Here is a 24522-nt window from a genome sequence, read left to right as displayed (position 1 = left end):
CTCCGGTACATTGCATTTCGCTCACTGACGGAGCAAGAATACAGTTGCTGATTTTGACAATAGGAACGTCAAGCGCGGGCAGGGTAAAGCCCATAAGCGGCCCGCCCATGATCACCATCGGAGTTTTGTTTTCGGCATGAAATCCGGCTTGCTTGAGCAAATGGCGCACCGGCGTACCGAGGCGTGCCCAGACATTGCCCGGTTGACGCAGCGCTTCTCCCGTCAGCGTCACCACGCGTTCCGTTAAGGCTTCTCCGTCGATCACCGCGCGTTTGATGGCATAAGCGGTGCCCACGTTTTGCATCAACACACCGATGGAGGCGGAGTGTTTGCCAAACGGCACTTCTTTGCCGGTCAAAATCTTGGTGAGCTGCTTAGCGCCTCCGGAAGGGTATTTGGTGGGAATGACGCGCAGTCGGATGTCAGCGCGCCCTGCCAGTACCTGATGCAGCGCCTGAATGGCCTCCGGCTTATTATCTTCAATGCCGATCAAGGTACGTTCAGGCGCAAGCAAATGCATCAGGATCTCAATCCCTTGCACAATCTCCTCGGCGTACTCTTGCATCAGCCTGTCGTCGGCGGTGATGTAGGGTTCACATTCGGCGGCATTGATAATTAACGTCGCAATACCGCGCAGTCCACCTTTGAGTTTAGCCGAGGTGGGGAAACCCGCGCCGCCCAGGCCTGCGATACCCGCCTGATGCAAATGTGTCAGCAGGGTTTCTACCGAATGCTGCTGATAGTCAGGAAAGCGCTCGCGATCGCACCAGCGATCGTCGCCGTCAGGAATAATGATAATACTTAACTCCGGCGGTGCGCCGTCATGTGGGGACGGATGGCGTGTACGGTACCGGAGGTCGGTGCGTGTACGGGCAGCATACGTCCAGTGCCGCGCGTCAGGGGTTGGCCGCGCAGCACGCGATCGCCGACTTTCACACAGAGTTCGCCTTCCGGGCCAAAATGCTGTTTGAGCGGAATAATAAACTGTTCCGGCAGCGAAATGTGACGCATCGGCACACGGCTGGACTGGGTTTTCATCTCCGGCGGATGGATGCCGCCGTTGAAATCCCAAATGCTCTCTTTGCGAAACAGGTTTAACAGCTTAAGCATGATGTTCTACTTGGATAAGGCGAACCGGAATGGTTTCGAGATCCCATTTCCAGTTGGACGTCGTGGTGGCTACCGGGCGCAGTTCAATACAGTCTGTCGGGCAAGGGGCGACACAGAGGTGACAGCCGGTACAGAGATCGCTGACCACGGTATGCATTGCGCGGATAGTGCCGATAATGGCATCAACTGGGCAGGCTTGAATACATTTGGTGCAGCCGATGCAGTTGCTTTCGTCGATCCAGGCGACTTTCAGCGCTGGTTGCAGATCGGGCGCGTCGCCATCGAGCGGCTGTGGGTCAATATTGAGTTTCTCGGCCAGCTTCAACATCATGGCCTCACCGCCGGGGCCACATTTATTGATCTGCTCGCCGTGCAATGCCACGGCTTCCAGCACACAACGCGGCAATCGCAATCCAAATGGCATTCATTAGAATTTCACCAACCCGGTAAAGCCCACAAACGCGAGCGACACGGCGCAGGCACATCCGACACGGCGATGCGCTCACGAATGGCAGCGAATAAGACCATTACCAGTGAGAACCCGGCGGCGGCGCTGAAACCATAAACCGTCGATTGCAAAAAATTGTGTGACAGGTTGACGTTGAGTAACGCAACACCCAGTACGGCACAGTTGGTGGTGATCAACGGAAGGAAAATCCCCAGCAGTCGATAGAGCTCAGGACTGGTTTTCCGCACGGCCAGTTCGGTGAACTGCACCACGACCGCCAGTATCAGAATAAATGCCATGGTGCGCAGATAGACAATTCCCAGCGGCAGCAAAACGTACTCGTTCACCAGCCAGGAAAACATCGAGCCGAGCGTCATCACGAAGGTTGTTGCCAACCCCATACCAATGGCGGTTTCCAGTTTCTTGGACACGCCCATAAAAGGACAAAGCCCGAGAAATTTCACCAGAACAAAATTGTTTACCAGCAGCGTGCTGACGAAAAGAAGCAGATAGTCGGTCATTACAATGCCTAAAAAACAAAACCGGACTATTATCCGGCATTGTAAGGCTTTCGACAACACACCCAAAATAGGGATATTCACCAAAAGCGGATATTTACCCCGCAGTTGGCGGGGTAAATCGTCACAGTTAAAGCCTTTTGGGTCAGGAACTCAAGGCGAACATCAACAGGTCGTACAGGAAATGCCCCGTTGCCGGGAATTAAAGCACGAAACGCCAGACAGATTTGGGAATACAACCGAGATCGAACAGCTTTCCGCCGGCAGAAAGCTCAGCGCGACGATGATCGGCGGCGCGGGACATATTGATAATCTCCTTATTATCAGTCAGCGAATAATTTAGATGATCGTAGAGTTTTTCGAGGTTGTACATATCATTCCAGCGCAGAGAGTCTTTGAATGCCGGAATGCGGGTTTCATTATCGATCACCAGCAGTTCAATGTGATTCATTTCGGCATAAAGCCGCAGGTAATCAAGATCCAACGCCTGGCTGAATACGGTATGGTGCGCTCCGCCCGCCAGAATCCACGCTTCGGCGGCTTCTTCCAGCGATGGCTGGGCTTGCCAGATAGCCCGCGCGACGGGCAGTTTGGGCAATGGGTGCGGCTGTTCGATGGTGTCTACCACGTTGACCAACATACGGAAGCGATCGCCCATATCTATTACGCTGGCATTAAGCGCCGGGCCCGCTGGCGTGGAGAAAATCAGGCGAGCAGGGTCGGCTTTGCCGCCGATGCCCAGATGCTGTGCATCCAGTATCGGTTTCGTCTCTTTGGCGATGCTCGGACACACTTCCAGCATATGGGAGCCCACCACTAGATTGTTACCGGGGACGAAATGGTAGGTGTAATCTTCCATAAATGAGGTCCCGCCCAGCAACCCTTCCGCCATCACCTTCATGATGCGCAGCAGTGCCGCCATTTTCCAATCGCCTTCACCATCAAAACCGTAGCCTTTTTGCATTAGACGTTGCACCGACAGACCCGGCAACTGCTTGAGGCCGTAGAGGTTTTCAAAATCGGTGGTGAAAGCGCGGTAACCGCTTTTTTCCAGAAAACTGGTAAGCCCCAGTTCAATTTGCGCAGCATCCAACAGGTTTTGGCGGTTAGGACCATTCAGTTTCACTGTATCAGTCAACAGGTAGCTGGCTTCATACTCCTCGATCAGCGCGTCAATATCCCCTTTAGTGACCGCATCCACTTCGCCGGCGAGATCGCCCAGTCCCCAGGCGCTGACGGAATAACCAAACTGGATTTGTGCACCGACTTTATCCCCTTCGGTCACCGCCACTTCACGCATGTTATCGCCAAAACGCGCCACTTTAAGCTGTTTGCTTTCCTCGATGGCGGTGGAGACGCGCATCCATTTGGCAATGCTCTGATGGGCGTTTTTATCTTTCCAGTGGCCGACCGCGACCTGATGCGATTGGCGCATACGTGCGCCGATAAACCCGAATTCACGCCCGCCGTGCGCGGTCTGGTTCAGGTTCATGAAATCCATGTCCATGGTGTCCCAGGGGATTTCCGCATTAAACTGGGTGTGGAACTGCATCAGCGGTTTGGTTAACACGCTCAGTCCGGCGATCCACATTTTTGCGGGAGAGAAGGTGTGCAACCACACCAGTAAACCGATACAGCTATCCTGATAGTTGGCGTCGCGGCATAGCGCCAGAATTTCGTCGGGTGATTTGGCGACCGGTTTGAGGACCAGTTTGACGGGCAGTCCGGCATCCTGATTTAGCCCCTGCACCACTTTTTCAGCATTTTCTTTTACCTGACGTAAGGCCTCCGGGCCGTAGAGATGTTGGCTGCCAATGACAAACCAGACTTCACGCTGTTGTAAATTCCCCATGATAACTCCTGCTTGCACGTAGCTTCGAAAACGGAAAATAACCGGTGATCAGTTTGTCGCTTTACGCTGCGCGGCATACGTAGGTTCGGCGAGACGACACCACTGTTGATAACGTTCATACAGCACCTGATAGCATGCCACTCGTGCGGTATCCGGCGTCAATGTACGCTCTATATACGGCTGGCCATGTGGCGCTGTGCAGTCGGAATGTCCGGGTGTACCCCGGCGGCCACAGCCCCGAAGATGGCTGCGCCCAGAGCGCAACACTGATCGGAAGCCACTACCTGCAACGGACGGTTCATCACGTCGGTGCACACTTGCATGATGGTGGGGGATTTGCGGGCGATGCAGCTCAACGCCAGCAGATTTTCCACCGGCACTCCCTGTGATTCGAAGCACTCCATGATGGCGCGGGCACCAAAGGCCGTGGCGGCGATAAAGCCGCCAAACAGCGCGGGTACATCCGTGCCGAGGTTGAGATCGGTAATCACGCCTTTCAGTCGTTGATTGGCAAAAGGTGTGCGTCGGCCATTAAACCAGTCCAGTACCACCGGCAGATGATCGAGGGAAGGATGATCTGCCCAGCGTTTGGTCAAGGCCTCCAACAAGTGGGCCTGCGTTTGCGCCAACTGTGGCTGGAGTTCAGAATGTTCTTCAGCGGCAAGTTGTAGCGACCAGCTCAGCAGTCGACCAAACCAGGCATACATATCCCCAAATGCAGACTGTCCCGCTTCCAGACCGACAAAACCTGGCACTACGCTGCCGTCCACCTGGCCGCAGATCCCGGCGACAGACGTATTGCCCACGCGGGCTTCATCAGCGATCAGGATATCGCAGGTGGAAGTGCCAATAACTTTGACCAATGTGTAAGGCTGTGCGCCTGCGCCCACGGCCCCCATATGGCAATCAAAGGCGCCACCGGCAAGTATGGTGTCGGTGGGAACGCCCAGTCGCTGCGCCCATTCGGGCGTGATGGTGCCAACCGGCAAATCTGCGGTCCAGGTGTCCGTGAACAGCGGATACTGTAAATGGCTGGTCAGCAACGGATCGAGCGCGTGGAGAAACGCTTTTGGCGGCACGCCGCCCCATTCCGGATGCCACAGCGATTTATGCCCGGCGCTGCAACGTCCGCGTTTGATATGGTGCGGCGCTTGTGTGCCAGACAGCAACGCCGGAACCCAATCACACAGTTCAATCCAGGAAACGGCGGCCTGATGAACGGCGCTGTCGGCACGAGAGACGTGCAAAATCTTGGCCCAGAACCATTCAGAGGAGTACACGCCGCCGATATATTTGGTGTAATCAGGGAATTGACCGCTGCGGCATAGCGTATTGATTGCTTCCTCTTCCTCAATGGCTGTGTGATCTTTCCAGAGTACAAACATGGCATTGAGGTTGTCGGCAAATTCCGGACGCAGCGCCAATACCTGGCCTTGTTCGTCAATGGGGACGGGGGTCGATCCGGTGGTATCAACGCCGATAGCGCGGATCTGTGACCGTTGCTCAGGCGACAACCGTTGCAGGACAACCTTAACGGCCTGTTCCAATGCTTCTATATAGTCGAGTGGATGGTGCTGAAATTGATTCTCCGCGGGTAAACAATATCGTCCTTCCCGCCACCGGGGGTAGTACCTCGGTTTCCAACTCCTATCCAGATTGACAGTCAACGGCCAGCGCACGTACTGAATCGCTGCCAAAATCCAGGCCGATTGCTATTGCACCCGCGTTCATCGTTCAGCTCCTATTTTTCCGTCACTGTGGGGGTGTGGATCGCGCTTAGACGTGCGTGTTGTCATGGATCGGGATAAGCTGGAACGCACATTCCGGATGGACATACGATAGTCAGCAGAAAAGCACGGAGTGAGGAGAGGTTAGCTGGAAGTATGCATTTTCCTGCCGCCTGTCGTGGTTTTGTGACATCAATCAAAAGTTAACGGCTGGTTAAATTCGCTAAATCTATGCACAAACCTGCCATTGTTTCGGGATGTGATAATGCTCTAGATTCTTGCGCAAAATACCCGCTACAAATACAGCGTCTGAATGTTGCACTGTGGAGGATAAATACTAAGTCCGTGTTTTTTCTCTAACCAGATTGAATGTGTCTTACCGAGAGTGATAACGCAGGCTGTGGTAAGCAACCTGCAAATAAAGAGAATCCCTACCGGAGAACATCATGCATAAATTCACTAAGGTGCTGGCTGCCATTGGACTGGCGACAGTTATGTCACAATCAGCTATGGCTGAAAATCTTAAGCTGGGGTTTCTGGTGAAACAACCGGAAGAACCCTGGTTTCAAACTGAATGGAAATTTGCCGATCAGGCCGGAAAAGATCTTGGCTTTGACGTGATCAAAATTGCGGTGCCCGATGGCGAAAAAACGCTGAATGCTATCGATAGCCTGGCGGCCAGCGGAGCGAAAGGGTTTGTTATCTGTACGCCTGACCCTAAATTGGGGCCGGCTATTATCGCCAAGGCACGCAGTTACGATTGCGGTGGACGATCAATTCGTCAACGCAAAAGGTGAGCCGATGGATACGGTGCCATTAGTGATGATGGCGGCGACCAAAATCGGTGAACGTCAGGGGGAAGAACTCTGGAAAGAGATGAACAAACGCGGCTGGAAAGTCGATGAAACCGGCGTGATGGCGATTACCGCCAACGAACTGGACACCGCACGCCGTCGTACCTATGGTTCGATGGAAGCGCTGAAAGCAGCGGGCTTCCCGGAAAAACAGATTTATCAGGTTCCTACCAAATCCAACGATATCTCCGGTGCCTTTGATGCCGCCAACTCGCTGCTGGTGCAGCATCCGAAAGTGAAAAACTGGCTGATCGTCGGTATGAACGATAACACCGTGCTCGGTGGCGTGCGGGCGACGGAAGGTCAGGACTTTAAAGCCCTCAACGTGATTGGTATTGGTATCAATGGCGTAGTAGATGCAGTGAATGAATTGTCCAAAGGGCAAGCCACCGGCTTCTATGGCTCGCTGCTGCCAAGCCCGGACGTGCATGGCTGGCTACAAGAGTATTCAGATGTTGAATGACTGGGTCACCAAAGGCGTTGAACCGCAGAAATTCACCGAAGTAACCGATGTGGTGCTGATCACCCGTGAAAACTTCAAAGAAGAGTTGAAGAAAAAAGGCTTGATGTAACGACGGTGATGCCGCCTCGGTGTGAGGCGGCATCGTTAATCGTGTAACCCAATCATGACTGTGACGACCCCTTGCCCGCAAGGGTGTCCTCGTGTGGAGCACAACGACATGGCAACATCGTCGCCTTATTTGTCGTTTCACGGCATAGGGAAGATTTTTCCCGGTGCATTCGGTACGCGACAACATCAACATTAGTGCGCGCCGCAAGAGTCTCAAAGCCGGGTTCGTCATTAATAACCAGTGGGAAGAAGAGAATGCAGAGCGCCGGATTCAGGCGTTAAACATCAAAACCCCTTCCGCCAGCATTGATTATGAATCTTTCCGGCGGCAATCAGCAAAAAGCGATTTTAGGTCGTTGGCTCTCTGAAGAGATGAAAGTGATCCTTCTGGATGAACCGACGCGCGGCATTGACATAGGGGATAAGCATAAGATTTATAACGTGATTTATGCGCTGGCCAAGCAGGGGATCGCGGTGCTGTTTGCCTCGAGCGATTTACCCGAAGTGCTGGGACTGGCTGACCGTATCATCGTGATGCGTGAAGGTGCCATTTCGGGTGAACTTTCACACGATGAGGCAAGCGAACAGAAAGCGCTGAGCCTGGCGATGCTACGAACTCCCGAAATCAACTCTGTGGTCGCGTGAACGCGAAGGAGCATACAATTATGTCAACGGTTACGTCTGCCTCACCTGAGAAAAACAAGCGCGCTGGGGGAATGTCGCGTATTTGGGATAACTACGGCATGCTGGTGGTGTTTGCCGTGCTGTTTCTGGCGTGTGTGCTGTTTGTGCCCAACTTCGCCTCCTTCATCAATATGAAAGGGCTGGGTCTGGCCATCTCCATGTCCGGTATGGTGGCCTGTGGCTTCGGGTGACTTTGACCTGTCAGTGGCCTCGGTGATTGCTTGTGCTGGGGTAACGACAGCCGTAGTGATTAACCTCACCGAAAGCTTGTGGATTGGCGTGGGTGCCGGTTTGCTGCTGGGGGTCGCTTTCGGGTTGCTCAACGGTTTTGTAATTGCACAGCTCAAAATTAATGCCCTGATCACCACGCTTGCCACCATGCAGATTGCGCGCGGTTTGGCATATATCATTTCTGACGGTAAAGCGGTGGGGATTGTTGACGAGCGTTTCTTTACGCTTGGTTACGCCAACTGGCTGGGTTTGCCTGCGCCCATTTGGATCACCGTGGTGTGCATGATTCTGTTTGGCTTGCTGCTCAATAAAACCACTTTTGGCCATAATACGCTGGCGATCGGCGGTAATGAAGAAGAGGCGCGTTTGGCCGGGGTGCCAGTTGTTCGCACCAAGATCATCATTTTGCCCTGTCTGGGTTGGTATCCGCAGCGGCGGGGATCATCTTGGCATCGCGCATGACCAGTGGGCAGCCGATGACCTCTATCGGTTATGAGCTGATCGTGATATCCGCCTGCGTGCTGATCCTGGGTACAGTAGAAAATGCGATGAACCTGCTCAATATCTCGCCGTTCGCCCAGTACGTGGTGCGTGGTTTGATCCTGCTTGCGGCCGTGATTTTCGACCGCTATAAACAAATGGCGAAGAAAACTGTATAGCAGTAGCAGAGATAAGGTGTTTATGGGCTATCAGCCATAGAGGATGTCGGGTGGCAGTGACAATGTCACAAATTGCACTACTACCTGATTCTGTTTACACCCGATGATTCCCAGAGGGCCGATGTACCAGCGCATGACGCATGAATCGCAATCAAACCCGTTGCTACCAGGCTATTCTTTTAACGCCTATTTGGTCGCGGGTTTAACACCCATTCTGGCTGACGGTCCGCTCGATTTCTTTATCGATCGCCCGGATGGGATGAAAGGCTACATCATCAACCTGACCATCAAGGGACAAGGCAGGGTGTCTGACAGGGAGACGGATTTTTTCTGTAATCCGGGAGATTTGCTGCTTTTCCCGCCGAAATCTAAGCATTTTTGCGGTCGCTCGCCGCACAGTGATTGCTGGTATCACCGTTGGGTCTACTTTCGTCCTCGTGCCTACTGGGCCGATTGGCTGGAATGGCACAGCAAACAGTGTGATATTGGTCGCCTGACGCTGCCTAACAACCACCTGCTGCTGGAGTTCGATCGGCTGTTTGCCAATATCGAACAGACTCATCGCTCAGGACGGCGTTTTTCAGAAGAGCTGGGGATGAACCTGCTGGAACGTTTGCTGATTCGTGCGATGGAAGAAGATCCGCAAAGCCCGCAGCGCATTATGGATCCGCGTGTGATAGAGGCGTGTCAGTTCATTATCAGCAATCTCTCTGGTGAACTGCGCATCGATGAGGTGGCCCGCCATGTCTGCTTATCGCCGTCACGTTTGGCTCGCCTGTTTCGTGAACAGATAGGGGTCAATATTTTGCGCTGGCGGGAAGATCAGCGCGTCATCCGCGCTAAGCTGTTACTGCAAACTACACAGGAGTCGATTGCCAATATCGGGCGAGTGGTGGGTTATGACGATCAGCTCTATTTTTCACGCATGTTCCGCAAACGTGTTGGTGTCAGCCCGAGTGATTTTCGGCGGCGCAGTAGTGAAATAAACTATCCCGCAGCGGCAAAAGTTGAAGCGGGTAGCTGGCAGGGACACAGCGCGCAAGCACTCGGAGGATAACGGGGCAGTTTCCGGCGGTGCTATACTCTTGAAAACGGTTTTATGACAAGAATATGGCAACCGAGGGGACATTCATGAGTGATAGCATTCGCGTAGGGCTGGTCGGGTACGGATATGCCAGCAAGACCTTCCATGCGCCGTTAATTACCGCCGTGCCCGGTATGGAACTGGTCGCCGTGTCGAGCAGCGATGCACAGAAAGTGCATGCGGATTGGGCAAACGTCACCGTGATTGACGATCCGCAGGCGCTGTTCAATCGGCCAGACATTGACCTTGTGGTCATTCCTACCCCCAATGAAACGCATTTCCCTTTGGCTAAACACGTCCTGCTGGCGGGCAAACATGTAGTGGTTGATAAACCTTTTACTGTGACGCTGTCACAAGCAAAAGAGCTGGCGCAGGTGGCTGCCCACAGCGGCAAATTGCTCTCTGTTTTTCATAATCGCCGCTGGGACAGCGATTTTCTCACGCTAAAACAGTTAATTCACAGCGGCGTGTTAGGAGAAGTGGTTTATGTCGAGTCCCATTTTGACCGTTTCCGCCCAGAGGTACGTCAGCGCTGGCGTGAAGATGGCAGTGTGGGCAGCGGTATCTGGTATGACTTGGGGCCACATCTGTTAGATCAGGCTTTGCAACTGTTTGGCTTGCCGGTGGCGATTAATGTGGATTTAGCGCAATTGCGCCCCGGCGGTAAAGCAACGGACTATTTCCATGCCACCTTGATCTACCCACAGCGACGTGTTGTGCTGCATGCCAGTATGCTGGTGGCTGCCGAGTCTGCACGGTTTACGCTTCATGGCACCAAAGGTAGCTTCATCAAATATGGCCTTGACCCGCAAGAAGATCGTTTGAAGGCAGGTGAACGTTTGCCGCAAGCAGATTGGGGGCAGGATTCGCGCCACGGTTTGCTCACGTTGCATCATGACGGGGTTATGGCTGAGCAGGCAGTTACCACCTTGCCGGGTAACTATCTGGCTTATTACGCAGCAATCCGCGATGCGCTTCAAGGCAAGGGGGAGAACCCGGTGCCTGCTGAGCAAGCGATACAGGTGATGGAGTTGATTGAACTTGGCCTGCTCTCGCATCAGGAACGGCGTGCGGTGGTGGTTAAAAACGAGTAAAGACGCTATCGACTGCATGCAGGGTTATCTTCTGCTATTTCCTTATGAAACAACGCATTTTTTGCTATTGTTGGCGTTTCATTGATAAAGGCGATCGTAAGATTTCCTGCATTTTTTTAAAAAAATGCAGGTTCTCGTAATGGCTTCATTCTCCCCACTGTCATGGTTGCAACGCCTTCGTATTGATAAATTTTTACTGGTATTGATTGTGGTCGTGCTGACTGCATCGGTTTTTCCGTGCGAAGGTAACGTAAAAACCTTCTTCGAATATCTGACCACGGCAGCCATCGCGCTGCTGTTTTTTATGCACGGTGCAAAGCTCTCTCGTGAAGCCATTACGGCGGGCATGGGGCACTGGCGCTTACATTTAGTGGTGTTCGCCAGTACCTTTGTGCTCTTTCCGCTACTGGGCATTGGGGATGACCGCGCTGGTGCCCACCGTTTTGACACCAACGCTCTATCTCGGGTTTCTCTACCTGTGCGCGTTGCCTGCCACGGTACAATCAGCGATTGCCTATACCTCAATGGCGGGGGGCAACGTAGCTGCAGCGATTTGCAGTGCCTCCGCGTCCAGCATTTTTGGCGTATTTTTATCCCCGATTCTGGTGGGATTGCTGATGCACACCCAGGGTGGGGAGACGGACACGCTGCACGCGATTGGTTCGATCATTCTGCAATTGATGGTGCCGTTTGTGTTAGGGCATCTCTCGCGTCCGCTGATTGCAGGCTGGGTAGAGCGTCACCGTAAACTGATTAATATTACTGACCGGTCATCTATTCTTTTGGTGGTATACGTTGCCTTCAGCGAAGCCGTGGTGCAGGGGATCTGGACGCAAATTAACGGTTGGTCACTGCTTGCCGTAGTGATTTGCTCGATTGTGCTGGTGGTCAATACCTTGGCGGCGCGAAAATTGGGCTTCAATACCGCAGATGAAATTACTATTGTGTTCTGCGGTTCCAAGAAGAGCCTGGCTAACGGTATCCCTATGGCCAATGTGCTTTTTCCTGCGGCAGCGGTTGGTGCCATGGTACTGCCTTTGATGATTTTTCATCAGAAGATTCAATTGATGGTGTGCGCAGCGTTACGCCAACAAAAATGCCAACGCGCAGCCAGCAAAATCGGCGTAATGGTTCAAACCTTGCAGGTATATCATCAGGCCGGTTGTCAGACCAGCCTTAATTGCGTTACACAATAAGAACCGTTTTCTGCATTATATAATCGTAAAAATCATCAATACTCCTCAAGCGTGAGTTACCTCGGTGGATATCTCTGTTATGGGGGTGCGGTATGCGAATTTACAGTCTCGATTTGATGAAGATTGTTGCGATTTTCCTGGTTATTCTTTCACATATTTCTCTCTATTTTATGATCCGTGATCCTCAGGATTTTGGCGTACTGTTTATTCGTCAGACCGGGCAATTCGGTGTGGCGATGTTTTATATGGCGAGTGGTTATTTTTTGCTGAATAATCGCCATGAGGATCAATTTCCCTATGTGATGAATAAATCCAAAGCGATCGCGATCGCACTGATTTTCTGGCTCTGTTTTTATTATCTGTATGACACTGTGGTACTGACGCGTGTTCTTGATGCGCCGCATTACGATTTCTGGTCGTATCTCAATACAGATCGCACCGCGAGCGAGGCCAGACATCTGTGGTTTTTATTCTCGATTATCGGTCTCTATTTTGTCGTGCCGTTGCTGCGTCCCGTGTTTATTGACGCCAACCGCCAGATGCTGATTTATGTCATCGCTGCGCTCTTTCTATTGGCAAACCTGACTCTGGTAGAAAAAACCATGAATAGCCTGTTTGGTATTGCCTCGTTTATTCACCCGGCATTGTTAATGTCCAGTCAGGTATTTGGCCTGATCAGTTTTCTTATTGGTGGTTATTTTGGATTAACCTATCAGCATACTACATTATCCGTTCGCCAGTATTTCTCTGGAATAGCACTGGCATTACTCAGTTTTTGTGTGTTGACAATGCTAACCCAACAATGGGGGATCGTCTTTTTCTACAGAAAATTCTATAATCTGCCACTGCAAATCTCAGCGGTTTGCCTATTTTATTTGATGCTGCATACGCGGTTTACCTGGCTTGAAGGAATGATAAGCCGGGTGGGGAGTAAAACGTTGGGTATTTATCTGGTGCACAATATTTTCGTGATAGAGATTAATAACACCCCCACTTTATGACCGGTTGTACCTGGCATTCAGTTTTTGTCAGTCTATGGCTTTATTGTGCTCTACGGTATTGTGATTTTTGTGCTACCCTATGCGCTTTGCTGCCTGTTATGCAGACAGTGCTGGCTTGGTCGTCTTATCAGTTTGTAGGGGCTGGTGCCGCCCCTCTTGGTAGAACGTTAAACGCTGGCGTTGCACTTTTTCCCGAATACGCTGTTTATCCTGTTCGGAAAGAAACGCGACCGCCAACCCATTATCCTGCGCCTGGCGAATTTCATCGGCAGACAGACCGGCCTGCGGTGCGGCAGTCAGATATTCGTGAGCTATCTCGATCCCTTGTACTGCCGGATCGTCAGTGTTAATTGTTGCCGGGATGCCGTGGCGTAAAAGTGGGGCAGTGGGTGCTCAGACAACGACATCACTGTGCTGGTTTGAATATTTGACGTCAGGCAAGACTCAATGGCGATCTGCTGTTGCGCCATGTGCGTCATCAACGTCTTATCGACAATGGCCGCTACGCCATGCCCAATGCGCTCTGTGCTCAATTGACGAATAGCCTGCCAGATACTTTCGGCATCCGCTGCTTCACCGGCATGAACGGTAATATACCAGCCATTATCGCGTGCCTGACGAAAGTGCGAGGTAAACAAGCCCCCGGGAAACCCAGCTCATCGCCTGCGAGATTGAGTGCCACGATCTTATCGCGGCAGGCTTGCAGGGCATTCAATTCTTGCTGACACGCCTCAGAACCAAAGGTACGACTCATGATACCAATCAGTTGGATATCGGTATCGTAATCGCGACAGCCCGCCTGTATACCATCGATAACCGCTTCGACCACGCTTTGCAGCGGAAGTGCATGACGCTGCGCCATGTAATAAGGGGAGAAACGCAATTCGGTGTAGTCCAAACCTGCATGCACCGCATCTTCAACATTTTCGTAGGCCACACGCCGACAGGCATCTAGCGAACCGAGCACGGCAACACCCCAATCCAATTTTTGCAGAAAGCCGAGCAGGTTAGCGGTTTTATCGATGACCTGTACGTGTGGGATTAGATCTTCAAGCGTCTGCGCGGGGAGGGTGACGTTAAACTGGCGTGCTAAATCGAGGATCGTTTGTGCGCGAATATTGCCATCAAGGTGGCGGTGAATGTCTGTTAACGGTATTGAAGGATCGATCATAATGGCTTCTTTCGCTACGCGCACTAAGGCGCAGTGAGTATTTAAATTATTAAGGTACTGTTTAGTATAAGCAATCAGGCATGGAATGCCATCGCAGATTACACCGATGGGCGATTTCTGCGTGCGTCACGCACCCGATGAGGGATTCCGCGATCAGTTCGATCAAGGTTTGTGCGACCAGGATCGCAGGCAGTACCGGCATGGCCCCTGGGATCGAAAAGGCAAGTGGCAGGATCACTAATGAATTGCGCGTGGCGCTGCTGAATGCCACCGCGCGCCTGCTGGCGGCGTTCAGGCCAAATACGCGTGCAGCCAACGCACCAATCCACGGCGCGGCAACGGCAAACAACAGGTAGAACGGCAGCGCCTGACGTACAGGACCGATCGCTAGTTCCAGTTGCGGCAAGACAGACGCAACCACCAAAAAGATCACCACGGCAGTCACGGGCACCGGTAGCCAACCGGCGTCGTTGACTATCCGCTGCGCGATTAGAAAGCGCGATTGGGCTTTTTGTAACAAGCCTGCGCCGATAAGCGGCAGCAGGATCAGCTAGATAAACGCATCAGCAAAGGGCGCCGGAGAAATCAGCGCGGAGGCTGTATCATCAAGAAACAGGGCCAGATAAAACGGCAGCAACAGCAGCAGCGGGGTGCAGGCAAGTAATCGGGCGGAATCGCCGCGCCCAAGGTGGCAGAAAGTCACTACATAATCGATACACGGTGCTAACAGCACCAGCAGAATACCAAATTGCACCAAGGGTTCCGCAGGCAGTAACGGGCGTAAAAGCAGCAGTAACAGTGGGATGCCGATGAAATTGGCGACCAGCAGCGCGCCAATAAAGCGCAGGTTGCGTAAACCATCAACCAACGCCCCCAGCGGCACCTGCATAAGGGTTACGAACAGCATGATGGCTAATGCGGGATTGATGAGCGTGACCAAACTCTCCGTATCAGGGAAAACGCGTGCTGCCAGCCAGGCCAATGCTATCGCAGCAAAATAAAGTACGCTCTGGCGTGACTCCAGGGTGTTTTTGTCCAATGGCATGACCATTCACTCAGTCTATTTCAGAGGATTACCGCCTGCCAGCACGCACAGGCGGTACACGCACTATTATTGCGCTTGCGGGGGCACTACAGCAGGTGCATCTTGCGCTTCTGGTTCGGCATCATCGCCTTCGTCGCCGTCATCGGTCGGGATGTCGATAAACGGGGCAATGAATTCCGCCAGTGAAATTTTTCGTCCATTAAACTCGACTTGGTTGTCAGCATAGTGCAGTGAACTGGTGATGGCATCGTCTTTGGTAACGGTGAGTTGGTTCATTTCACCCACATTGGCCAACATTTTTACTTGCTCTTGCGCGCTGGCAATCAGTTGTTGATGCTCTTGTTCCGATTGCGCTTGGCCACTGGCCTGAACAATACCTTCAGCCAACATTGCCATCGGTGCGTTAAAGGTCACGTCCAGTTGTTTTACTGCACGACGGATTACGCCTTCTTCATCGCTCTGTGCCGGCGGTGTTAACTCAGTGAGCTGCGCCGGATTACTCAAATTGAGCGAGGCGTTGAGCGTTCTTTCACCTTTGGCATTCTTCCAGCTCAAGGGCGCAATGGTAAAGTTCGGGTTGCCTTTCAGTAAACTGGGCAGGGCGTTGCGTACTGATTGCCCTAATTACGGGCTGCAATAGCGTTCACCAAACTGTGCTGCGATCTTGGCACCCAATGTCTCCGCTGGCGCTTGGGCAATCACGTCGCGTAGACGCTGTTCCTGGCCTTGCTCATCCATCACCCATGAGCTGCTTTTGGGATGCGCGCCCATCCAAAGCTCTGCCATCGGTAGATTGTCTTTGTTCTCAATGCCGTAGAGTTCGGTTAATGCTGTTTTACTTCCCCAGGCGTAGTGCTGGATGCTATTACGCATTTTTTGCATGTTCACACTCGATTGTTATGTGGTTTGTTAATATATGTGACTATGGAGGTTAATAAATGCATTGAATATGAATACACTGCCTCTGCTTGCAGACGATGGCGCTTGATGTGCATGTTAATGTTTTCTCAATCACGATGCCAGACAAGGCCATGATCCCCATCCTTTTTAGGAATGTTAGGAGAAAAAACCAATGACGACACGTATCGAAAAAGATTCTATGGGCCCGATTGATGTTCCTGCCAACAAACTGTGGGGGGCACAAACGCAGCGCTCTTTGGAGCATTTTCTCCTCGAGAACAGCATTCCCCATTTGAGCGAACTGGCGCTTGGCGGCACCGCCGTGGGAACGGGGCTCAATACCCATCCTGAATTGCTGTACGCGTTGCCAGCGCACTTGCTGAACTGACCGGACAACCGTTTATTACCGCGCCCAATAAATTTGAAGCGCTGGCAACCTGTGATGCACTGGTGCACGGCCACGGTGCGTTAAAAGGGCTGGCGGCTTCGCTGATGAAAATCGCCAACGATGTGCGCTGGCTGGCATCCGGTCCGCGTTGCGGCATAGGCGAGCTGAGCATTCCGGAAAACGAACCGGGCAGTTCCATCATGCCGGGTAAGGTGAATCCTACCCAGTGTGAAGCGCTGACCATGCTGTGTTGCCAGGTGATGGGCAACGACGTGGCAGTGAACATGGGGGGCGCATCGGGTAACTTTGAGCTGAACGTTTATCGCCCGATGGTTATTCACAATTTCCTGCAATCGGTCCGTTTTCTGGCAGATGGTATGAAGAGCTTTGACGAACATTGTGCTATTGGCATTGAGCCTAACCGCGATCGTATCGAGCAACTGTTGAATGATTCACTGATGCTGGTTACCGCGTTGAATACCCATATCGGTTACGATAAAGCGGCTGAAATTGCCAAGAAGGCGCATAAAGAGGGATTAACACTCAAGGCGGCCGCGTTGAAACTCGGCTATTTGACTGAGGCACAATTTGACGAGTGGGTGCGCCCGAAGGATATGGTGGGTAGCCTGCATATCGGTTGATGTCTATGCCTTACGCGCTTTCATCAAGATAAAGGTTAAGGCGCGGAATTAACAGACGCAACGTTTTTGCTTTCGGGGTAAATTTGGGCTGTGTGCTGTCGACAAGGTAACTCCCTAGCTCACCAATAAGGGGGACGCGCGAGGGATCGCGGCACAGCACCAACAATGGGGACGGGCAGGGATGTTGTACCTGCTTCTGTGCCTCCCGATACCAAACGCGGGCGATCGGTTGCACTTTCACCGGCCGTTTTATTTTCAAGACGGCGTCTTGCGGCAATCTTTTTATATCAATCAGTTCCTGCGTGACTCGCGCTTGCCAGGTGGCTCGCTCCGTCGGTGATATGCCGCGCTCGGCCTGAAGGCTTTTCTCCAGTTTTTCTAATACCGCTTCCCGCGTCAGCGTATTCACCACGTGTTTGTTGGCCCAACCCAAACGCACTGTGTCCGGATCGATCAGCAGTGTGAGAGAACGATAGGCGCTTAGAGTAATCAATCCGGGCAGATGAGCGTGTACGAACTCAAACCGTTGCTCTGCGGGCAAACCGGATTCGCGCGTAATCAGCTGCTCAAGGTTTGCTTTGAGCGTATTAATGGTATCGATTAACTGTCGGGTATGTTCATAGTCAGCCTGAGTCACCTGAAAACAGAGCGCGCCTGGCAAACGGATGGCTGCTTTGCTGCTGACCGTTTCTGCATAATGATGGATAAATAAACGCTGAAAATGTGCCAGACCCGCATCACGGGCTGCTTCGCTCTGTAGCGCGGTGACGGCTATCTGGGTGATAGGGTCATGTTCTTTGCCCTTTTCCACGATAGGGAGGGGAAAAACACGCGCATTGAGCAGCGGCGTCTGCGTTAAACGCTGTCGTAATTCGGCGAGCCCCTGTTCCAGTAACGCAAAAGTATCGTGAAGGGCGGCAATCAACTGATAGTGGTCCATAGCACCTCATGAATTACGACTTATTTAGTTACAACATACTAATAATATAACAACAATATTCACGGTCAGCAACTGTGCCAAAAAACCCCGTTTTGCAGAAAATCGAAGAAACTAAACGGCGCCCAAGGAAGGCCGTTTAGTCTTTCTGTATATTTATCAGGAGTTACAGGCGTCGACGCAAATAGAGGCTGACATAGAGTGCAACCAGCAGCAACAGACCAATAAACAGCACCACACCGTGCCAACCATAGCGTGACCAGAATACGCCGCCTAGTGTGCCTGCCAGGCTAGTAGCAAAACAGGTACACTGACCGCGCACGACGTGCTCGCGCGCCAATCCAGCCGCTGGCAACCTCGTGTGCGGCAAAAAACCGGCGGTAAACAGCATCATGCCGATAAAAATAAGCCATAACGCGCCAAAGGCAGTCAGACCTAATCCAGCAAGCATCAGACCGACGGAGCCGGCCATCACAGCACCGCGACCATAACGCGCCGTCATCTCGCCGGCTCTTGGCGAACTTGATGCTGCCGGTGAGATAAACCACCGATAGCAGTCCAACAATGGCCTGATTCAATGTGTAGGGCGATTCGAGCAGGCGGTAGCCGATGTAATTGAACAGAGTAACAAAGGCTCCCATCAGCAGAAATCCCTGAAGGAACAACCACGGCAAACCAGCATCGTGCCCGTGTAGCCTGGTGTTAATGAGCAATGATTTGGGTCGCAGCGAGCCGGGTCTAAAATGGCATGACTCGGGCAGAATGCGCTAAAACATCAGGGCGATAAACAGCGCGAGAACACCCATGGCACCAATGGCAACGCGCCAGGGAAAATAGTCAGTAAGCACCCCGGTGACCAAACGGCCACTCATGCCACCTATAGAGTTCCCGCTGATGTATAGCCCCATGGAGAAGGCCAGCAGGATATATCTGGTTAGGTGACCTATGAGCTGTATACAGGTGCCTTAATACTTAATTTAACATAATATACATTATGCGAACTATTGAGGAAGACAGTGGAATCTGGCGTTGTGTATGGAAAAATCTTGTGCGTCACGATATTCCTGATTGCATTGGCTGCCTACGGGGTTCGACGAACAACACTTTAAAACTCATGTTCTCCGCCTTCCCTGTACAATGTGTATCATCCCGGCGCTGCTTTCCCGAAAAAATCAAGATGAGCATGTACGGCTACTAACACCAACTACAGATCCAACTACTGATATTGAATATATAACGGCTGAGGTTTCAAGCTAAGCACCTCATCTTTGGATAACAATCTATGCGGCGGCTTTTTGAGGTCATTTTTATAGAAAATCTTTATTCCTGGATATAACAACCCTGTTTCAGAAGAGATAACCTTTTCATACATTGTTATTTTAATTTCAGGCCCTCCCCAGCCATCCATGTTAAGGATCACCTGTACATTAGGATCTGATTTTACTTTATCAAATCCTGTCACCATTTTTTTAGTAAAGCGATGAACAACTAACACTTTAGGGGGTAAATTATTTTTAACCGTCAATTCTGAAAGATAATCGATTACTCTGTTTATGTCCTTGTAATTTATTGCCCCTACTCTTTTACCTGGCACGGATTTACCGGTTATCACAAATTCGGGATCAAGACCTAAATGAACATCAGGGAGCATCAAAAAGGGCTCAAGCCGGGATATTTCATGATGCAAATCACTTAGCCCGGGCTGAACGTCAAGTATAAGCACTGCGCCTTGCGTCATCCTTACCACCAACAGCGCCTTCTCAATCGGCTTATCACTCATCCTGTTACGATAAAGTCCATCGCGCCCAGGATGGTTACTTGCTACAGTGGCGATGTACTGTAACCCGGGAACTACCGGCTTGGAGGGATCTGTTTTTCCCCCACTCTCGAACTTCAGATTTTAATTTTTCCCAGAGCTCAGGTGCGGGATATTCCCCCAGTATACCCATTCTACGAGAATTAAAGTTACCGTAGAAAACCACAAGTCTATTTGCTGGAACAATTCCCAACGGATGGCGTGAAACAAGACTATTCTCAGCACTGTCTTTATCTGGCGGCATTGTTGGCAAATTACCATGAGCGATGGAAGATATACCCATATTCAGACTCAATATAACGATTAATGCTCCAAATTTCTTCATGCGATTCCTTTCATATTTTCCAGAGATAATTCTGGTTTTTAATTTGATGAAAAAATCGTCAGGGGTTATATATAAACTACGTAGCTTCAATAGCATTGAAACCAATCGATGATAGCAATAAAGTGATTTTTATCAGCAGTACAGAGGCAGGATCTGGCGTTTTAAAATACCTTCATCATTGTAAAACGGCTATTGATCAGGGATGTACCTTGACCAATACCAATAGCCGTTTTGGCATCGAATGATTTCTCTGAGCCGTTTGCATTTTTCCTCTACAATGGAAGTTCTCACCCACGAGGAGGTTCATTCCCATGCCTAGGCTGACGCAAAAAGACATGACAGAAAGTGAACAACGACAGCTTAAGACGTTGCTGCATCAGGAAAAGAAAAAACGAGGACGGCCGTTAACAAATTCTGAGAACAACCATATCAACCATATCAAAGATGACTTCATCGATAAGCTGATGAAAGAACGCGACACAGCAGCCTGGCAGGCTCGCACCGAGAAAAAGAAAAACAAATTCAAACCTGATGAAGCGGCTACGTATGAATGGTCTGCCAATACCCACATGCGAGGGCGTCGCTAGCGTTCCGCTCAGCATGCAGTTCGCAGTGTTGTTTCTAGCATATTATGACAGGAAGAGATAACAACGGATGAAGTGGTACGACTATTGGATTGTTGTCGTTGGCGTGTTATCTGCATGCAGTCTGGTTCACGATGTGGTTAAGGCGCTGAAAACGTGGGTATTTGAAGAGGCGCTTAAGGGCACATCGAAGCGTAACTATGTGCACAAAGCACGCTCACCCTTTTATTATTATTTTTTGATTATATTTCATGTGATTGCGGCATTTTTTGTCCTTGGCGTGATGGCCTATATCACGGGCCTGCATCGCTATGTTGTCGATTTGTCCTGGTTAACTGCGTTGTGGTAACGGTATCATCCGAACTAAAACCGATGATACCGTTCATTTTAGACTTCCGGCCGGTGGTTTAGCGCGCCCCGGGAAGTGCAAGCGTTGAGTACTCATTGTTTTTTTATTTATAGCGGGTATGGCCATTATGGCTCTCCTGGTGTTGATCCTACACATAATCAACATTCCATAAGGAATGGGGGTTATTCCGAAAAGGAAGGGCTTAAGACGGGTGAGGTTTGCATTATCCCGTATTTATACATACAGTTTATTGTGTGATTCACATCACATTATGTCCTCGGTAGGCTCAGCTTATGAGGTTGGCCCTGCTCCAACACATTGCCGGAGTGATGGACTCCTGTATTGATGAAAGGAGACGCGATATGCCTGAGCTGAGTGATGATATGCTCATATTTAGCGATCTGGACGGTTCACTGCTGGATCACGATACTTACGATTGGCAACCTGCAGAGCCTTGGCTGCGATGTCTGAAACAACACAATATCCCTGTCATCATAACCACCAGTAAAACTGTCAGCGAAACGACACTTATTCGCCATGAGTTGGGTCTTGAGCACTGCCCCTTTATTGCTGAAAACGGCACCAGCGTTGAACTCCCGAAAAGCGGGCGCAGGCATACTGATTACCCGAGTAAGCTATTTTCGGCTGATTATGTGGAGATCTGCACCCTGCTTGAACATCTTCGTGTTAAAAACCATTTTAATTTCAGTGGTTTCTCTACATTGACCGATTCAGATGTGGCCACGCTCACCGGCCTCTCATTGCCGCAAGCGGCACGTGCGCGCCAGCGTCAGGCTTGCTGTGGCACGATGATGGAGATGCACTACAACATTTCATTTTCCAGCGGGATCGCCACGGGCTGGCGTTGACACAAGGTGGGCGCTTCTACCATGTGATGGGCAAAGGCGTCAGTAAAGGAAATGCGGCTATCTGGCTATGGCAGCAATATCAGCATGTTACCCAGACTACGCCCATTACGTTGAGCCTGGGGGATGGCCCCAATGATATTTCATTATTGCGGGCCGCGGATTATGCCGTAGTGATCAAGAACAAGGGCCAGCAGCAGATCACTCCAGGGGATGTTTTCACGGGAAAAGTCTATTTTACGCGCGCTACCGGGCCTGCAGGATGGCGTGAAGGACTAAGCCATTTCATTTCCGGCAACCATAAACGTGAGGTATGCGATGAGTGAATTTTATCAGGATGGGATAATTACCAATTTTCATAACCTTACCAGAAGAAACCCCGATGAGCTGGAGTACGAATTACAGGTTTTCTCGGGCCAGAACAGTATGGGATTGATATTACCTTCACTCTTTTCTGAACTGGCAGGGCCTGCGTTAACCCATATCATCGATCAGCTCGCCCGGGTTAATTATCTGACAGAAATTGTTATTGGTCTGGATCGTGCTGATCGCGAACAATTTGAATATGCCCGCGCGTTTTTCTCTCGCTTGCCACAACGGCATCGCATTCTTTGGAATGATGGCCCGCGCTTAACCGCGCTGAGTCAGGAGTTGGCCGCAAAATCACTGGCACCAGAAGAACCGGGTAAAGGACGAAACGTGTGGTTTTGCATTGGTTACGCGCTCGCGTCACGCCGTACTTCCTGCATTGGGCTGCATGATTGTGACATTGTCACTTATAGCCGCGAAATGCTGGCCTGTCTGCTCTATCCCATTGCCAATCCACACTTCCACTACGATTTTTGCAAAGGCTATTATGCCCGCGTTGCCAATCGAAAACTCAATGGCCGTGTGGGGCGGCTTTTGGTGAATTGCGTCAACTCTTTGATTCATTTTGTGATTCGGTGCGCATATTTGTCCGTATCCTGTTCCAACATAAATGAAATCAACGTATTCGCGGCAGGATTAAGTGCTTCGCGGCGTGATGTGGCCAACCACACTTCAGTCGTGGCATCCGGCTCACTGAGCGGCACATATTTCACCCCACCCACCGAGATACGCAAAAATGATGCGGGAAGAATCGAAACGCCAAGTCCCGCCGAAACCAGCCCCACAATGGTCATCGCCTCCCCGACTTCTTGCGTGATGTAAGGCTCAATGGTGTAGCTTTTCAACAAACGAAGAATCTTGTCGTAGAGTGCCGTTCCCACTTCACGGGCAAAAAACACAAAAGGTTCATAGACCAATTGATGTACGCTGATATGCGATTGGTTCGCTAGCGGGTGCGCTTCATGCACCACCGCGACCAATGCCTCATGCAACAACAACTGATGCTGTAAATCCGCAGGTAGCGGGTTATTACGCATTACCCCGATATCCAGCTTTCCGCTGAGCAAGGGATCGATCTGCTGTTTGGTGTTCAGTTCCAACATTTGCAGATGAACATCTGGATAGTGCTGGCGAAAACGCAGCAAACTGCGCGAGACCGCACGAATAAACGGTGCTGAGGACGTGAAACCAATACGCAGTTCACCGATTTCACCACGCTGGATCCTTGCTGCCCGCGCTGATGCCTGCTCAACCTGATGTAAAATTCCCCAGCACTCTTTACGAAAGGCTTCGCCAGCAGGCGTCAACCATTGCGTTCAAACAGCGTCGCGCCAACCTCCGCCTCCAACGCCTGTATCTGCTGGCTCAGCGGCGGTTGAGAAATGTTGAGCTTCTCAGCAGCACGGCCAAAATGCAGCTCTTCTGCAACAGCCAGAAAATAGCGGAGATGCCGCAGTTCAATGTTCATTGCCGTCATCCTCAGGGATAGGTTCGGGAAGTGAAGAATAATATTTTAAAAATATCAATTGGTATTATTAATATATTATACAAAACATTTTTACCCTTCTATGATCCACTACGCGTCATTCACTGCATCACACGCTGATTGACGCATAAATTTTCTATTTTCCCCCTGTGACCAAGGAATAGTTTTGAGTACGTCACTTTCTTCAGCATCAGATTCGGTCATCGTGCCAGATGCCGATCGACTCGAAGAGCCGCTGAATCGCACAACAACCACATCACCGAAATCGCTCTATATCACCCGTGGTACGCCCGCATTTATACGCGTTACGCTTGCGCTCTTCTCCGCCGGGCTCGCTACCTTTGCCTTGCTGTATTGCGTACAACCGATTTTACCCGTGCTGTCGCAGGATTTTAGCATTTCTCCTGCAACCAGCAGCCTATCATTATCAATTGCTACGGTTATTCTTGCGGTTGGGTTGTTGTTTACCGGTCCGCTTTCCGACACGCTGGGCCGCAAGAATGTGATGGTGAAAATGTAACGATTTTTATAATTGTGAATTTATTACTCTATTTTTTAGCACCTCGCATTAATACGCCGTCATTTATTACGGCTGGATTGCTTTTGTCTGCGGAGT

General features: G+C 51.0%; 13 protein-coding genes and 16 pseudogenes. 14 read left to right on the top strand and 15 right to left on the bottom strand.

Features of this window, described 5'->3' with window-relative positions; all coding sequences use genetic code 11:
• Positions 1 to 13: 13 nt before the first annotated feature.
• From rsxC to ACMZI0_RS04580, 5 genes and pseudogenes are all read right to left on the bottom strand, one after another.
• Positions 14 to 1110: pseudogene (gene rsxC / locus ACMZI0_RS04600) on the bottom strand (electron transport complex subunit RsxC); the annotation flags it as partial.
• Positions 1103 to 1498, bottom strand: a pseudogene (locus tag ACMZI0_RS04595) (RnfABCDGE type electron transport complex subunit B); the annotation flags it as partial. The pseudogenes ACMZI0_RS04595 and rsxC, both read right to left, overlap by 8 nt.
• Before the next feature lie 39 nt (positions 1499 to 1537).
• Positions 1538 to 2079 (bottom strand): annotated as a pseudogene (rsxA, locus tag ACMZI0_RS04590) (electron transport complex subunit RsxA).
• A 199-nt stretch (positions 2080 to 2278) separates the two neighbouring features.
• Entirely contained in the window at positions 2279 to 3928 is a 1650-nt protein-coding gene (araA, locus tag ACMZI0_RS04585) for an L-arabinose isomerase (RefSeq protein WP_415672104.1), read from the bottom strand.
• Between the two features lie 48 nt (positions 3929 to 3976).
• Positions 3977 to 5659, bottom strand: a pseudogene (locus ACMZI0_RS04580) (ribulokinase).
• 442 nt (positions 5660 to 6101) lie between these two features.
• Here ACMZI0_RS04580 and ACMZI0_RS04575 point away from each other — a divergent pair.
• From ACMZI0_RS04575 to ACMZI0_RS04545, 7 genes and pseudogenes are all read left to right on the top strand, one after another.
• Positions 6102 to 7081, top strand: a pseudogene (locus tag ACMZI0_RS04575) (arabinose ABC transporter substrate-binding protein).
• Positions 7082 to 7241: 160 nt separating this feature from the next.
• Positions 7242 to 7725, top strand: a pseudogene (locus ACMZI0_RS04570) (ATP-binding cassette domain-containing protein); the annotation flags it as partial.
• A gap of 20 nt (positions 7726 to 7745) precedes the next feature.
• Positions 7746 to 8654, top strand: a pseudogene (gene araH / locus ACMZI0_RS04565) (L-arabinose ABC transporter permease AraH).
• Positions 8655 to 8775: 121 nt separating this feature from the next.
• On the top strand, positions 8776 to 9711 hold the full coding sequence (araC, locus tag ACMZI0_RS04560) for an arabinose operon transcriptional regulator AraC (RefSeq protein WP_415672103.1): 936 nt from the start codon (positions 8776 to 8778) through the stop codon (positions 9709 to 9711).
• Between the two features lie 74 nt (positions 9712 to 9785).
• A complete protein-coding gene (locus ACMZI0_RS04555; RefSeq protein ID WP_415672102.1) occupies positions 9786 to 10832 on the top strand; it encodes an oxidoreductase in 1047 nt (348 codons plus the stop codon).
• Positions 10833 to 10989: 157 nt separating this feature from the next.
• Positions 10990 to 12028: pseudogene (locus ACMZI0_RS04550) on the top strand (bile acid:sodium symporter family protein).
• Between the two features lie 92 nt (positions 12029 to 12120).
• Complete coding sequence (locus ACMZI0_RS04545) at positions 12121 to 13029, top strand: acyltransferase (protein ID WP_415672101.1); 909 nt, start codon at positions 12121 to 12123, stop codon at positions 13027 to 13029.
• A gap of 96 nt (positions 13030 to 13125) precedes the next feature.
• Here the strand turns inward: ACMZI0_RS04545 and add are convergent.
• From add to ACMZI0_RS04520, 5 genes and pseudogenes are all read right to left on the bottom strand, one after another.
• Positions 13126 to 14200 (bottom strand): annotated as a pseudogene (gene add / locus ACMZI0_RS04540) (adenosine deaminase).
• 61 nt (positions 14201 to 14261) lie between these two features.
• A complete protein-coding gene (locus ACMZI0_RS04535; protein ID WP_415672100.1) occupies positions 14262 to 14720 on the bottom strand; it encodes a hypothetical protein in 459 nt (152 codons plus the stop codon).
• Positions 14721 to 14750: 30 nt separating this feature from the next.
• Positions 14751 to 15245, bottom strand: a complete 495-nt coding sequence (locus tag ACMZI0_RS04530) for a hypothetical protein (RefSeq protein ID WP_415672099.1) — start codon at positions 15243 to 15245, stop codon at positions 14751 to 14753.
• A gap of 66 nt (positions 15246 to 15311) precedes the next feature.
• A pseudogene (locus ACMZI0_RS04525) lies at positions 15312 to 15851 on the bottom strand (DUF945 family protein); the annotation flags it as partial.
• Between the two features lie 36 nt (positions 15852 to 15887).
• Positions 15888 to 16127 (bottom strand): annotated as a pseudogene (locus ACMZI0_RS04520) (type I phosphomannose isomerase catalytic subunit); the annotation flags it as partial.
• A 289-nt stretch (positions 16128 to 16416) separates the two neighbouring features.
• Between ACMZI0_RS04520 and ACMZI0_RS04515 the strand changes: the two are divergent.
• Positions 16417 to 17174, top strand: a pseudogene (locus ACMZI0_RS04515) (lyase family protein); the annotation flags it as partial.
• Between the two features lie 10 nt (positions 17175 to 17184).
• Here ACMZI0_RS04515 and tus read toward each other — a convergent pair.
• The 4 genes and pseudogenes from tus to ACMZI0_RS04495 form a co-directional block, all read right to left on the bottom strand.
• Complete coding sequence (tus, locus tag ACMZI0_RS04510; RefSeq protein WP_415672098.1) at positions 17185 to 18114, bottom strand: DNA replication terminus site-binding protein; 930 nt, start codon at positions 18112 to 18114, stop codon at positions 17185 to 17187.
• Positions 18115 to 18277: 163 nt separating this feature from the next.
• Positions 18278 to 19031: pseudogene (locus ACMZI0_RS04505) on the bottom strand (MFS transporter); the annotation flags it as partial.
• Between the two features lie 296 nt (positions 19032 to 19327).
• Complete coding sequence (locus ACMZI0_RS04500; protein ID WP_415672097.1) at positions 19328 to 19891, bottom strand: hypothetical protein; 564 nt, start codon at positions 19889 to 19891, stop codon at positions 19328 to 19330.
• A gap of 34 nt (positions 19892 to 19925) precedes the next feature.
• Positions 19926 to 20348 carry a hypothetical protein gene (locus tag ACMZI0_RS04495; protein WP_415672096.1) on the bottom strand — a complete coding sequence of 141 codons (423 nt, stop codon included), beginning with the start codon at positions 20346 to 20348 and terminating at the stop codon, positions 19926 to 19928.
• Between the two features lie 215 nt (positions 20349 to 20563).
• Between ACMZI0_RS04495 and ACMZI0_RS04490 the strand changes: the two genes are divergently transcribed.
• From ACMZI0_RS04490 to ACMZI0_RS04470, 5 genes and pseudogenes are all read left to right on the top strand, one after another.
• Entirely contained in the window at positions 20564 to 20839 is a 276-nt protein-coding gene (locus ACMZI0_RS04490) for a DUF3811 domain-containing protein (RefSeq protein ID WP_415672095.1), read from the top strand.
• A gap of 133 nt (positions 20840 to 20972) precedes the next feature.
• Positions 20973 to 21185, top strand: coding sequence for a hypothetical protein (locus tag ACMZI0_RS04485; RefSeq protein WP_415672094.1), 213 nt, complete (start codon positions 20973 to 20975; stop codon positions 21183 to 21185).
• Positions 21186 to 21547: 362 nt separating this feature from the next.
• Positions 21548 to 22054, top strand: a complete 507-nt coding sequence (locus tag ACMZI0_RS04480) for an HAD hydrolase family protein (protein WP_415672093.1) — start codon at positions 21548 to 21550, stop codon at positions 22052 to 22054.
• A complete protein-coding gene (locus tag ACMZI0_RS04475) occupies positions 22051 to 22377 on the top strand; it encodes an HAD hydrolase family protein (protein ID WP_415672092.1) in 327 nt (108 codons plus the stop codon). The genes ACMZI0_RS04480 and ACMZI0_RS04475 overlap by 4 nt, the downstream gene beginning before the upstream one ends.
• Positions 22370 to 22960: pseudogene (locus ACMZI0_RS04470) on the top strand (glycosyl transferase); the annotation flags it as partial. The gene ACMZI0_RS04475 and the pseudogene ACMZI0_RS04470, both read left to right, overlap by 8 nt.
• A 20-nt stretch (positions 22961 to 22980) precedes the next feature.
• Here the strand turns inward: ACMZI0_RS04470 and ACMZI0_RS04465 are convergent.
• A pseudogene (locus ACMZI0_RS04465) lies at positions 22981 to 23888 on the bottom strand (LysR family transcriptional regulator).
• Between the two features lie 253 nt (positions 23889 to 24141).
• On the opposite strand from ACMZI0_RS04465, the pseudogene ACMZI0_RS04460 reads away from it, so the two are divergent.
• A pseudogene (locus ACMZI0_RS04460) lies at positions 24142 to 24417 on the top strand (MFS transporter); the annotation flags it as partial.
• Between the last annotated feature and the right edge of the window lie 105 nt (positions 24418 to 24522).

It is taken from the genome of Symbiopectobacterium sp. (genome assembly GCF_047692315.1).
Classification (GTDB): domain Bacteria; phylum Pseudomonadota; class Gammaproteobacteria; order Enterobacterales; family Enterobacteriaceae; genus Symbiopectobacterium.
Note: the sequence above shows the minus strand (reverse complement) of the source record. Positions and strands in the feature narration are given on the sequence as shown.

Bases quoted from the DNA above. Each gene is read 5' to 3' on its own strand.
- araA (WP_415672104.1), bottom strand. From the start codon at position 3,928: ATGGGGAATTTACAACAGCGTGAAGTCTGGTTTGTCATTGGCAGCCAA.
- araC (WP_415672103.1), top strand. From the start codon at position 8,776: ATGTACCAGCGCATGACGCATGAATCGCAATCAAACCCGTTGCTACCA.
- ACMZI0_RS04555 (WP_415672102.1), top strand. From the start codon at position 9,786: ATGAGTGATAGCATTCGCGTAGGGCTGGTCGGGTACGGATATGCCAGC.
- ACMZI0_RS04545 (WP_415672101.1), top strand. From the start codon at position 12,121: ATGCGAATTTACAGTCTCGATTTGATGAAGATTGTTGCGATTTTCCTG.
- ACMZI0_RS04530 (WP_415672099.1), bottom strand. From the start codon at position 15,245: ATGCCATTGGACAAAAACACCCTGGAGTCACGCCAGAGCGTACTTTAT.
- tus (WP_415672098.1), bottom strand. From the start codon at position 18,114: ATGGACCACTATCAGTTGATTGCCGCCCTTCACGATACTTTTGCGTTA.
- ACMZI0_RS04500 (WP_415672097.1), bottom strand. From the start codon at position 19,891: ATGAGTGATAAGCCGATTGAGAAGGCGCTGTTGGTGGTAAGGATGACG.
- ACMZI0_RS04495 (WP_415672096.1), bottom strand. From the start codon at position 20,348: ATGCTATTGAAGCTACGTAGTTTATATATAACCCCTGACGATTTTTTC.
- ACMZI0_RS04490 (WP_415672095.1), top strand. From the start codon at position 20,564: ATGCCTAGGCTGACGCAAAAAGACATGACAGAAAGTGAACAACGACAG.
- ACMZI0_RS04480 (WP_415672093.1), top strand. From the start codon at position 21,548: ATGCCTGAGCTGAGTGATGATATGCTCATATTTAGCGATCTGGACGGT.